Raw genomic sequence first — 11,368 nt, forward strand, 5'->3', positions numbered from 1 at the left:
TTACTTTGAGAAGTTAGCCTATGAAATAAATTTAAAATATTTTTAGAAAAGTATTGACAAATAAAAAGAAAACGTTTACTATAGAATAAGGGAACGGTTCCACAACGTAAGAAGGAGGAGTGATGACTACAATAAAACAGGTTGCTGAAGAAGCTGGAGTATCAAAATCAACGGTTTCAAGATATATATCAAAAAAAGGTTATGTTGGAGATGATGCGAGAGAGAAAATAAAAAATGCGATTAAAAAATTAAATTACACACCAAATGTATTAGCACAATCTTTGAAAACCAAAAAAAACCAAATGGTAGGACTTTTATTGCCAGATATTTCAAATCCCTTCTTCCCAAGATTGGTTCGAGGCACTGAATCATATTTGAAAGATAAAGGTTATAGAATTATGGTTGGTACGATTTCAGACCAAGAATCTTTGAGTGAATATGTTAACTTACTGTTGAAAACAAATGCTGCTGGCATTATTACTACACATGACTTCACAAAAGAATATCCAGATTTATCATTACCTGTTGTTGTAGTTGACCGAATTAGTAAAGATACAGGTTACGGTGTTTTTTCTGATAATCAGTCAGGTGGTCGTTTGGCTGCTGAAGCAATCTGTAATGCAGGTGCTAAACAAGTTCTGATTATTAAAGTTTTAGATGATAAAGCCGAGAATATCGCGGAACGGTTTGAAGCAAGTTTAAACTATTTGAGGAATAAATCTTTAGAAATTTGTATTGAAGAAAGTGAAACGTTTGACTTTGAAAAAATTCAAAAAGAAGCTAAAGAGAATCTAAAAAGAAATCCAAATATCGATAGTATTATAGCACCTTCTGATATTCATGCGATAGCTTATATTCATGAAATTTTAGCAATTGGTAAAAAAATTCCAGATGATATTCAAATCATTGGTTATGATGATATTGTACTTAGTCAATTTATTTACCCTTCTTTATCAACTATTCACCAATCATCATATAAAATGGGAGAACAGGCTGCAAAGCTAATCTATAATATGGCAAATAAGTTCTCTATAGATGAAGCTAAAATTAAACTACCTGTTAGATACGTAGAAAGAAATACATTAAGGAGAAAGTAATGAGTAAAATTGTTGTTGTTGGAAGTATTTCAATGGACTTAGTTATGAGAACAAAAAGGATTCCAGAAGGAGGTGAAACGATTTTTGGGGATTCGTTTAATATAGTTCCAGGTGGAAAAGGTGCAAATCAAGCTGTAGCTATTGGTAGATTATCCAGTGTAGAAGATAATATTTACATATTTGGAAACGTCGGAGAAGATATTTTTTCAGAAGATTTACTAAGTAATTTGCAAAATAATAATATTTCTACAGAACATGTGGGAACGGTACCACAATCTACAGGAGTTGCACAAATTACTTTATATGGAGGTGATAATAGGATTATTTATTATCCCGGAGCGAATAATTTAGTTAAAACAAATGATTGGAAAAATGAGTGGGAATTGATTAGTGATGCAAGTATTGTTGTATTACAGAATGAAATACCACATGAAGCCAATCTATCTATAGCTAAATTTTGCCAAGAAAATAAAGTTAAGGTGCTTTACAATCCTGCACCAGCTAGAGAAACAGATATAGAGATGATTCCTTTTTGTGATTTTATTACTCCTAATGAGCATGAATGTTCAGAGCTTTTTCCAGATAAGAAATTAGAAGAAATTATTAAAATTTATCCTAATAAAATGATTGTGACATTAGGAGTTGAAGGTTCTATTTATTATGATGGGACAGCAGTTCAGAAGATTCCTGCTATAAAAGCAGAAGTAGTTGATACTACAGGAGCAGGAGATACGTTTAATGGTGCTTTTGCTTATGCTGTCTCAAAAGGAAAAGAGATGAATGTTGCATTGTCCTTTGCAACGATTGCTTCACATCTTTCTGTTCAAAGATTTGGAGCGCAAGGTGGCATGCCGAGTTTGAAAGAAATAAAGGAGCATCCAGGATATGAAGAAATATGGGATTTTAAATAGTAATATAGCGAAACTAGCTGATGATTTAGGTCATATGGATTTGGTTTGTATCGGAGATTTAGGATTGCCAGTTCCAAAAGGTGTTGATAAAATTGATTTAGCATTAAGAAAAGGTAGTCCAAATTTTTTAGAAGTTTTAAAAGAATATTCAGATCATGTACTTATTGAAAAAATTTTCTTAGCAGAAGAAATTAAGGAAAAAAACAAAGAACAGTGGCAAGCAGTTCTAGATTTTTTAGGATCGAATATAATTATTGAATATATTAGTCATGAAGAATTGAAAGCTATGAATACTAAAGTTAAGGCAGTTATTCGCACTGGGGAAGATACACCATATTCGAATATAATCTTGCAATCAGGAGTTATTATTTAGAAGGGGGTTGCCTATGAAAATTGAAATGAAGAACATTTCAAAATCTTTTGGGAATAATCGTGTTTTAGAAAGTATTGATTTGGTTCTTAATTCAGGAGAAGTTCATGCTTTAATGGGAGAGAATGGTGCAGGCAAATCAACTTTAATGAATATTTTAACTGGACTTTTTCCAGCTACTTCAGGAACTATTTTTATTGATGGAAAAGAAAAAATATTTTCTAATCCTCAAGAGGCAGAACGGTTTGGACTGAGTTTTATTCATCAAGAAATGAATACTTGGCCTGATATGACTGTACTTGATAATCTTTTTTTAGGAAGAGAAATAAAAAATTCGATTGGTTTTTTAGATAAAGCTAGTATGGAAAGGAAAGCTAAAGAAGCATTTAAACGTCTTAATATCTCTATTCCTCTCGATGCAATCATTGGTCAATTATCAGTAGGACAACAACAAATGATAGAAATAGCAAAATGTTTATTATCAGAAGTTTCCTTGTTGATTATGGATGAACCCACAGCAGCTTTAACTGATCGTGAAACTGAAACACTTTTTAAAGTGATAGAAGGATTAAAATCTGACGGTGTAGGTATTGTGTATATTTCACATCGGATGGAAGAAATCTTTAAGATTACAGATCTTATAACTGTTATGAGGGATGGGTTTGTAATTGATACTAAGAAAACGAAGTTAACTAATGCGGATGAATTAGTTCAAAAGATGGTGGGGCGTGAATTAGAAGATTATTATCCAGAAAAAAAGGCTGAGATTGGGAATATTATTTTTCAAGCTAAGAATCTTTCTGGTGATGCTTTTACGGATATTTCTTTCTATGTACGTCAAGGGGAAATTCTTGGTTTTTCTGGTTTGATGGGTGCTGGTCGTACTGAAATAATGCGAGCAATTTTTGGAATTGATTCTTTAAAATCTGGTCAAATTATAATAAACGAAGAACAATTGATAATTAAAAATCCTTTTGAAGCAATTAAGCATGGAATTGGTTTCTTAACAGAAGATCGTAAAGATGAGGGATTGATTTTAGATTTTTCTATTAAAGATAATATGACTTTACCTAGTACTCGAGATTTTGTTAAAAATGGTATTTTTGATAATAAAACAAGTGATATATTTGTACAACGTTTAATTGATAGGCTACGAATTAAATCAGGTTATCCAGATAAGGAAGTTGGAACACTTTCTGGTGGTAATCAACAGAAAGTAGTTTTAGCAAAATGGATAGGTATTGCACCAAAAGTACTGATTTTAGATGAGCCAACTCGTGGGGTAGATGTTGGAGCTAAACGTGAAATTTACCAATTAATGAATGAATTGGCTGAACGAGGTGTACCGATTATTATGGTCTCTTCAGATTTACCAGAAGTGATTGGAGTCAGTGATCGCATTATGGTCATGCATGAAGGTAGAATTAGTGGGGAATTAACACGTCGAGAAGCTACACAAGAAAAAGTTATGCAACTAGCTACAGGAGGACAATAGTGTGAAAAATACTATGAAGTACATGTCAGAATTGACGACAGTAATAGCATTGATAATTTTAATGGCTGTTATCACTATTATCAATTCAAATTTTTTAACAGCAAATAATTTGTTAAATTTACTATTGCAAGTAACATCAAATGCACTGATTGCTTTTGGAATGACTTTTGTTATTCTAACAGGTGGAATTGATTTATCAGTAGGATCAATTTTAGCCTTATCCAGTGCGCTAACAGCTGGTTTATTAGGATCTGGAATGCCTGTTGCGTTAGCAATTCTCATCTCTTTAATTTTGGGTTGCATTCTGGGGATGATGAATGGTTTATTGATTTCCTACGGGAAATTAGCTCCATTTATCGTTACTTTAGCAACTATGACTATTTTTAGAGGCGCAACACTTGTTTATACAAATGGGAATCCTATTACAAAAGGATTAAGTGATACATTCTTATTTCAATTTTTGGGGCAAGGTTACATAGTCGGAATTCCATTTCCTGTAATTATTATGTTTATTGTATTTATTGTTTTATATGTTTTACTTCATAAAACAGCATTTGGTAAATCTGTATATGCTATAGGGGGGAATGAAAAAGCAGCATATATATCAGGTGTGAAATTAAATAAAGTGAAAATTATCATTTATTCAATATCAGGTATGATGGCTTCAATTTCTGGATTAATTATAACATCACGCTTAAGTTCTGCTCAACCAACAGCAGGTGCTAGTTATGAAATGGATGCTATTGCAGCTGTTGTTCTTGGGGGAACCTCATTATCAGGAGGTAAAGGTCGTATACTGGGGACTCTAATAGGTGCTTTAATTATTGGAGTTTTGAATAATGGACTTAATATTATTGGTGTTTCAGCATTTTGGCAGCAAGTAGTAAAAGGAGTTGTAATTTTAATTGCTGTTCTGATTGATCGTTTTAAAGTTGTAAAACAGTAGAATCATTTTCAATTTTTTTGGAAATAGTAACAATTTATTAGATGACGAACAATAGTCGGGATGGAAACTATCCCTATAGATATATATTACGAGGAGTAATAACATGAAAATTATTAAAAAAATTAGCATTTTTGCTTTGTTTGTAACATTTATTTTTGCTTTAGTAGCTTGTGGAAAAACTGGTTTAGGAAATTCATCAAATGATAATAAATCTACGATTCAAAAGTCGGCAAAAGAATTAAAATTAGGAGTTTCTATTTCGACTACTAACAATCCCTATTTTGTAGCTATGAAAGATGGTCTTGAAAAAGCCGCAAGAGAAAAAGAAGTAACTTTGAAGATAGCAGATGCACAAGATGATGCTGCTAGACAAGCAGATGATATTCAAAATTTTATTAGTCAAAATGTAGATGCTTTACTAATTAATCCAGTTGATTCTGATGCAATTGTAACATCTATTAAAGCTGCTAATAATGCAAATATTCCAGTAATCTTAATTGACCGCGGTAGTAATGGCGGTGAAGTCTTGACAACTGTTGCTTCTGATAACGTAGAAGCAGGTAAAATGGCTGCAGAATTTATTACCAAGCAATTGGGAGAAAAAGCAAAAACTTTTGAATTATCAGGAGTCCCTGGCGCTTCTGCAACTGTAGATAGAGGTAAAGGATTTGAACAAATTTCAAAGACAAATTTAGATGTTCTTTCTAGTCAATCCGCTAATTTTGATCGCGCAAAAGCTTTGAATACAGCGCAAAATATGATTCAAGGAAACAAAGAAGTACAAGCAATCTTTGCACAGAATGATGAGATGGCGTTAGGAGCTGCACAAGCAGTAAAAGCAGCTGGCCTTAGCAATGTATTAATTGTTGGTATTGATGGTCAACCAGATGCACATGACGCTATTTCAAAAGGTGATATTACTGCCACTATTGCTCAGCAACCAGCTAAGATGGGTGAAATTGCTATTCAATCAGCAATCGATCATTATCAAGGGAAAAAACTGGAAAAAGAAACAGTTTCTCCAATTTATCTTGTGACTAAGGATAATGTTGATCAACATAACTGGTGATATATTTTTAGTAAGTAGGTGGTTGTTAATTTTCATTCAATGTAGTTTTTAAATATCATTGTTACTAATTGAGTTATTGGGTGCAAAAAGACCAGATTCCAAACTTGGATCTGGCCTATGATATGCTACCTTTGATGGAGATGATGGAAGCTCCGGACAAATCTGAATTTTTCTACCCTCGCCGTACAGAAGATGATTGGGAGAAGAAAATCTTCTAGTCTTTTACTAAATAACCTAGCTGATCCAAGGCCTCCTCAATATAGTGGAGGTCTTGTTGTGTTTCGGCTTCAACTAGGTGGTAATGGATACCATCTGTTAATTCAGACAGAGGTCTAAAATCTGAATGCTCAACTTGTTCTAGAAAATGTTGCACATCTCTACGACAAGACAGTTTCAGCAAGGTTTCAATTTCTCCATAAACGGGATGGTCAATCAAGGTATTTTGAACACGCCCACCATTATCAACGATAGCAAGGAGTTCTTGACCGATTTCTTCAACTTCATGTTTCACTTTGAAAAGTTTGTGAACATAAGGATTGGTTTCAATTTGCTTATAGATGTAGCCACGATTGGTGGATAGGATAGGAGCGCCATCGGCTCTCAAAATTGCAATGTCCTGCACAATGACCTGACGTGTGACATGAAAATGTTCCGCCAAACTTTGGCCATTGAGGGCTTTAGGAGTTTCTTTCAAGAGTTGGAGCAGGGCTTGTTTACGATCTTTTGTCATAGCTTTTCCTTTTAACGGCGTTTTCGAAGCACTTTATAGACAGCTAGTGCTAATGTATAGTCTACCATACTATGGATAATTGTGCCAAATCCAACTAGCACAAATAGAACATAAAACATATTTTCTACATTGGTACCAGAAGTTGCATAAAAAACGACACAGGCCAATACTTCAGCAAGGGCATGGACAAGTGCTAACACAAAGTTGAAAATCCAGGAAGATTTTGGTTTATCAAGGGTTTCGGGGAATTTTTGTAGGTAAAGAGCTCCCAAAGTCCCAAAAAAGATATGGGAAAAAGCTCGAAAAACGATAACCATGGGATAGCCAGCCATCAAAAATCCAAAACTAGAGGCTAGGATGACAAAAACTGCCATCAAGGGCGACAAGAACATGGCAATAAAAATAGCGATATGGCTCCCTAGAGTGTAAGAAGCAGGTGGAATGACAATCTTAAAAGGCATAACAATTGGAATCAAAATCGCAATAGCCGTTAAAAGGGCAGTCATTGTCATAAATTGTGTCTTTTTCCGTGTATTCATAAGAATCTCCTTTTTATTGTATATACACTAGTATAGTACAATAAAATAGACAATAAAGCAAGGATTTACTCAGGTTTATAGGTCATTTTTAAATTAATACTCTTCGAAAACCTCTTCAAACCACGTCAGTTTCCATCTACAACCTCAAAACCGTGTTTTGAGCAACCTGCGACCAGCTTCCTAGTTTGCTTTTTGATTTTTATTGAGTATAAATATTGGTAAAGAGTTCACTAAAAAGAAACTACTTCAAACAAAATCTCCACCTTCAAGCATGAAAGCGGAGATTGTTTTTATTTCTTCAAAGTTTGTAATCTTGGAACAATGGCTAAGGTTAGAACTGCGGAAATAACTAATTCGGCAATCGAATTTGTTGAGATAACAGTTGCTAGGAGTTTTTGGATATTACCATCAAAAACATTTCCAAAAAGGTAGAAAATTCCACCAAGTACAAAGACTGTATTAGTAAGTGAACCAAGGGCACCAGCTAGAATCAGACCAGTTTTATTTTTCATCAGTTTATAGACTAGATAAGGAGTCAAACCAATCAAAATACGTGGGATGATGGCAATGATAGCTGAGTAGATGTTTCCGTTTGGTACAAATGGTGAGAAGAGGTAGCTTGTCGGCAGAATCGTAATTGTATTAACCGTCAAACTAAGTAGCCCCATCAAAAATCCAAGTGTAACCCCAACGCGTGGTCCGTAGATAATGCTGGCAATAATGACAGGAATATGAACGATGGTCGGTTTGATTGGAAATGGAAAAAGGTTAAAGATAAGTGAGCTCAGAAAGTGTATCACGAGCATGGTTGCAAAAAAGATAGCAATAGGTGCAATATTAGAGCGTTTTTTCATCGAGAGTTTCCTTTATTCTTTCTAAAATAATTGTGAGGTCAGCTAAAGCTCCTCGTCCGTGGTCTCCACAAGCTAGGAGGGATTCCTTAGGAGCGATCAGCTGATAGCCGTAGGTTTCTAATGTTTTCAGATTAGCCTGAGTTGCTGGATGGTCATACATCTTTGTATTCATAGCTGGTGCGATGAGTTTAGGAATATTTTTGGGCAAGGCTAGAGCTATGCTGGTTACCATGTTGTCAGCATAGCCGTGGGCTAGCTTTGCAATTGTGTTAGCTGTTGCAGGGACTACGATAAATAAATCTGCCTTTTTTCCAAGTTCGATATGATTAATCTGATTAGGATAGGGTTCCTTCATGACATCAAGGTGGACAGGATTCTGTGATAAGACCTGTAGTGTCAAAGGTTGGATAAACTCTGTAGCGGCCTGAGTCATTAAAACCGTGACTTGATGACCTTGTTTTTTTAGAGAACTGACTAAATCTGCCGACTTGTAAGAGGCGATAGACCCCGTTACAGCCAAGAGAATGTTTGCCATAGCTTTCCTTTCTAAGAATGGTAGGCTTGAATTTTTTCAAGGAGGAGTTTTGCAATTTCTTCTTTACTCTGGACTACTTGAAGCTGATTTTTCTCAACAAAGATTGCTCGATGCTTGTCTGTTGAAATTTGAGTCTGGTCATTTGCAATGATTAGGTCTGCTTGATTATTGATAAGACTGTTTCTAGCAGTGTCAATTAGATGATTTTCAGATACATCAACTAGTAGTTTAAAACCAATCAGATGAATAGCAGGATTCCATTCCTTGACTAGAGAGATGATTTTGGGTGTTTTTTTAAGGAACAAAACCTGAACCTCATCAGTTGAAGAAATCTTGGCCTGATGATTCTGCTTGCTTAAAAATTCTTCTAGATTGGAGCTAGCCTGAACTTCCTCAAGCCCTGTCATATAAACAGGAGTGTAGTCGGACACCGCCATTGAGTGAATCAAAACCTGATAATCTGCAACCCGTTCTTGCATCTCCAGTAGAAGGTCCTTGGTATTGTTAATTTCTAGAATGCTTAGATTAGGGTGAGCTTCTGGCTTCAGAGCTCGTTTTGTCGTAATTAAACAAACTTCATGCCCTGCAGCAAGCAAGGTTTCTGTGATGATTTTCCCCAAGCGACCTGTAGAATGGTTAGTGATAGAGCGGACGCTATCAATAGCTTCACTGGTACCGCCTGATGTAACTAAAATTTTCATAGCACTATTGTACCAAAAAAAAAATAATAAGCAAAAGAAAGCGCTTGAATATATATAGAAAATAAAAAGAATCTACTATAGTTTCAAACTATAAAGCCATATAAAATTTAAGAAAGGACTTTAAAAACCTTAAAAACAGGGATATTTACGAACGTTTAGAGAGTTTTGGGATGTTAAAAATCTTGTTTTGTGTTATAATGAATTATCATATAAGAGGTTAGAGGAGTTTTGAATGAAAACAGATATTGAAATCGCACAGAGTATTGAGTTGAAACCTATTGTTGATGTTGTAGAGAAGCTTGGAATTTCTTACGACGATTTGGAGTTGTATGGAAAGTACAAGGCTAAGCTCAGCTTTGATAAAATTCGTGCAGTTGAGAGCAATCCAGTTGGGAAATTGATTTTGGTTACTGCCATCAACCCAACACCTGCAGGTGAAGGAAAATCAACTATTACCATTGGTCTTGCGGATGCCTTGAATAAGATTGGCAAGAAAACGATGATTGCTATCCGCGAACCATCTCTTGGTCCAGTAATGGGGATTAAGGGTGGTGCTGCAGGAGGTGGTTACGCTCAAGTTTTACCAATGGAGGACATCAATCTCCACTTTACTGGGGATATGCATGCCATTACAACTGCCAACAACGCCCTTTCTGCCTTGATTGACAACCACTTGCACCAAGGCAATGAGTTGGGAATTGACCAACGTCGTATCCTCTGGAAACGTGTAGTGGACTTGAATGATCGCGCTCTTCGTCACGTGACGGTTGGACTTGGTGGTCCTCTAAACGGTATTCCTCGTGAGGATGGATTTGACATTACAGTTGCTTCTGAAATCATGGCTATTCTTTGCTTGGCGACTGATATTGAAGATTTGAAACGCCGTTTGGCTAATATCGTTATCGGTTATCGCTATGACCGTACGCCTGTTTCTGTAGGTGATTTGCAGGTTGAAGGTGCCTTGGCTTTGATTTTGAAGGATGCGATTAAGCCGAACCTGGTTCAAACAATTTACGGAACACCTGCCTTTGTACATGGTGGTCCATTTGCCAATATCGCTCATGGATGTAATTCAGTCTTGGCAACAAGTACAGCCCTTCACTTGGCTGATTACACAGTTACTGAAGCTGGTTTTGGTGCAGACCTTGGTGCCGAGAAATTCCTTGATATCAAGACACCAAACTTGCCAACTTCTCCAGATGCAGTAGTTATCGTCGCAACCCTCCGTGCTCTTAAGATGAATGGTGGTGTGGCTAAAGGTGCTCTGACAGAGGAAAATGTGGAGGCGGTTCGTGCAGGTTTTGCTAACTTGAAACGCCATGTAGAAAATATTCGTAAGTTCGGTATTCCAGCAGTTGTTGCGATTAACGAATTTGTATCTGATACAGAAGCTGAAATTGCAGCCTTGAAAGAACTTTGTGCCTCAATCGATGTACCAGTTGAATTGGCAAGTGTCTGGGCTGATGGTGCAGAAGGTGGAGTAGCGCTTGCCGAAACGGTTGTCAAGACTATCGCTGAAAATCCATCTAACTATAAACGTTTGTATGACAACGGCCTTTCTGTCCAAGAAAAGATTGAAAAGATTGTTACTGAGATCTACCGTGGTAGCAAAGTAAACTTTGAAAAGAAAGCTCAAACACAAATCGCTCAAATCGTTCAAAACGGTTGGGACAAATTGCCAATCTGTATGGCTAAGACCCAGTATAGCTTCTCAGACAATCCAAATGCACTTGGAGCACCTGAAAACTTTGAAATTACTATTCGTGAGTTGGTACCAAAATTAGGTGCAGGCTTTATCGTTGCTCTAACTGGCGATGTCATGACCATGCCAGGACTTCCAAAACGACCAGCAGCCCTCAACATGGATGTTGAAAGCGATGGAACAGTATTAGGCTTGTTCTAGTATATTGCAATTGACTTTAAATGAGTTTGGAAATAATATCTAAGCTCATTTTTTCTCAGACTGCAAGCAGTTCATCAATAAGATTTATACTCTTCGAAAATCTCTTCAACCTACGTCAGCGTCTCCTTGCCGTATAGATGTTACTGACTTCGTCAGTTCTATCTGCAACCTCAAAACGGTGTTTTGAGCTGACTTCGACAGTTCTATCCACAACCTCA

12 protein-coding genes and 1 pseudogene are annotated in these 11,368 nt (G+C 36.1%); 8 read left to right on the forward strand and 5 right to left on the reverse strand.

Translation table 11 applies throughout. The features are described 5' to 3' along the window. The first annotated feature begins 122 nt into the window (after nt 1-122). The 7 genes and pseudogenes from HT721_RS10455 to HT721_RS10485 all read left to right on the forward strand — a co-directional run. Entirely contained in the window at nt 123-1,097 is a 975-nt protein-coding gene (locus HT721_RS10455) for a LacI family DNA-binding transcriptional regulator (protein WP_173229780.1), read from the forward strand. After that, nucleotides 1,097-2,008, forward strand: a complete 912-nt coding sequence (gene rbsK / locus HT721_RS10460) for a ribokinase (protein WP_119943461.1) — start codon at nt 1,097-1,099, stop codon at nt 2,006-2,008. Before HT721_RS10455 ends, rbsK begins: the two co-directional genes overlap by 1 nt. Continuing rightward, nucleotides 1,983-2,381, forward strand: coding sequence for a D-ribose pyranase (gene rbsD, locus HT721_RS10465; RefSeq protein ID WP_173212540.1), 399 nt, complete (start codon nt 1,983-1,985; stop codon nt 2,379-2,381). The genes rbsK and rbsD overlap by 26 nt, the downstream gene beginning before the upstream one ends. Before the next feature lie 13 nt (nt 2,382-2,394). Further along, nucleotides 2,395-3,873 carry a sugar ABC transporter ATP-binding protein gene (locus tag HT721_RS10470; protein ID WP_119943465.1) on the forward strand — a complete coding sequence of 493 codons (1,479 nt, stop codon included), beginning with the start codon at nt 2,395-2,397 and terminating at the stop codon, nt 3,871-3,873. A gap of 1 nt (nt 3,874) precedes the next feature. Next, nucleotides 3,875-4,819 (forward strand): ribose ABC transporter permease, encoded by a 945-nt coding sequence (gene rbsC, locus HT721_RS10475; protein ID WP_119943467.1) that lies wholly within the window; start codon nt 3,875-3,877, stop codon nt 4,817-4,819. Nucleotides 4,820-4,922: 103 nt separating this feature from the next. Next, nucleotides 4,923-5,888, forward strand: coding sequence for a substrate-binding domain-containing protein (locus HT721_RS10480; protein ID WP_054392844.1), 966 nt, complete (start codon nt 4,923-4,925; stop codon nt 5,886-5,888). Between the two features lie 77 nt (nt 5,889-5,965). After that, a pseudogene (locus HT721_RS10485) lies at nt 5,966-6,106 on the forward strand (NUDIX hydrolase); the annotation flags it as partial. On the opposite strand, the gene HT721_RS10490 reads toward HT721_RS10485, so the two are convergent. The 5 genes from HT721_RS10490 to coaB form a co-directional block, all read right to left on the reverse strand. Beyond that, entirely contained in the window at nt 6,103-6,618 is a 516-nt protein-coding gene (locus tag HT721_RS10490) for a transcription repressor NadR (protein ID WP_173212542.1), read from the reverse strand. The pseudogene HT721_RS10485 and the gene HT721_RS10490 overlap by 4 nt on opposite strands. Nucleotides 6,619-6,629: 11 nt before the next feature. Then, nucleotides 6,630-7,157 carry an ECF transporter S component gene (locus HT721_RS10495; RefSeq protein ID WP_001863569.1) on the reverse strand — a complete coding sequence of 176 codons (528 nt, stop codon included), beginning with the start codon at nt 7,155-7,157 and terminating at the stop codon, nt 6,630-6,632. Nucleotides 7,158-7,447: 290 nt separating this feature from the next. Beyond that, nucleotides 7,448-8,011, reverse strand: a complete 564-nt coding sequence (locus HT721_RS10500; protein WP_173212544.1) for an ECF transporter S component — start codon at nt 8,009-8,011, stop codon at nt 7,448-7,450. Beyond that, a complete protein-coding gene (coaC, locus tag HT721_RS10505; protein WP_173212546.1) occupies nt 7,995-8,546 on the reverse strand; it encodes a phosphopantothenoylcysteine decarboxylase in 552 nt (183 codons plus the stop codon). Before coaC ends, HT721_RS10500 begins: the two co-directional genes overlap by 17 nt. A gap of 11 nt (nt 8,547-8,557) precedes the next feature. Beyond that, nucleotides 8,558-9,247, reverse strand: a complete 690-nt coding sequence (coaB, locus tag HT721_RS10510) for a phosphopantothenate--cysteine ligase (RefSeq protein WP_173212548.1) — start codon at nt 9,245-9,247, stop codon at nt 8,558-8,560. A 232-nt stretch (nt 9,248-9,479) separates the two neighbouring features. Here coaB and HT721_RS10515 point away from each other — a divergent pair, with 232 nt between their 5' ends. Further along, the gene (locus tag HT721_RS10515) at nt 9,480-11,150 is read left to right on the forward strand and encodes a formate--tetrahydrofolate ligase (protein WP_173212550.1); all 1,671 of its coding nucleotides are present in this window, start codon (nt 9,480-9,482) and stop codon (nt 11,148-11,150) included. Nucleotides 11,151-11,368: the final 218 nt, after the last annotated feature.

The organism is Streptococcus sp. 4094 (genome assembly GCF_013277125.1).
GTDB lineage: Bacteria > Bacillota > Bacilli > Lactobacillales > Streptococcaceae > Streptococcus.

Excerpts from the sequence above, each read along its gene's own strand:
- HT721_RS10455 (WP_173229780.1), top strand. The coding sequence starts at position 123 with ATGACTACAATAAAACAGGTTGCTGAAGAAGCTGGAGTATCAAAATCA.
- rbsK (WP_119943461.1), top strand. The coding sequence starts at position 1,097 with ATGAGTAAAATTGTTGTTGTTGGAAGTATTTCAATGGACTTAGTTATG.
- rbsD (WP_173212540.1), top strand. The coding sequence starts at position 1,983 with ATGAAGAAATATGGGATTTTAAATAGTAATATAGCGAAACTAGCTGAT.
- HT721_RS10470 (WP_119943465.1), top strand. The coding sequence starts at position 2,395 with ATGAAAATTGAAATGAAGAACATTTCAAAATCTTTTGGGAATAATCGT.
- HT721_RS10480 (WP_054392844.1), top strand. The coding sequence starts at position 4,923 with ATGAAAATTATTAAAAAAATTAGCATTTTTGCTTTGTTTGTAACATTT.
- HT721_RS10490 (WP_173212542.1), bottom strand. The coding sequence starts at position 6,618 with ATGACAAAAGATCGTAAACAAGCCCTGCTCCAACTCTTGAAAGAAACT.
- HT721_RS10495 (WP_001863569.1), bottom strand. The coding sequence starts at position 7,157 with ATGAATACACGGAAAAAGACACAATTTATGACAATGACTGCCCTTTTA.
- HT721_RS10500 (WP_173212544.1), bottom strand. The coding sequence starts at position 8,011 with ATGAAAAAACGCTCTAATATTGCACCTATTGCTATCTTTTTTGCAACC.
- coaC (WP_173212546.1), bottom strand. The coding sequence starts at position 8,546 with ATGGCAAACATTCTCTTGGCTGTAACGGGGTCTATCGCCTCTTACAAG.
- coaB (WP_173212548.1), bottom strand. The coding sequence starts at position 9,247 with ATGAAAATTTTAGTTACATCAGGCGGTACCAGTGAAGCTATTGATAGC.
- HT721_RS10515 (WP_173212550.1), top strand. The coding sequence starts at position 9,480 with ATGAAAACAGATATTGAAATCGCACAGAGTATTGAGTTGAAACCTATT.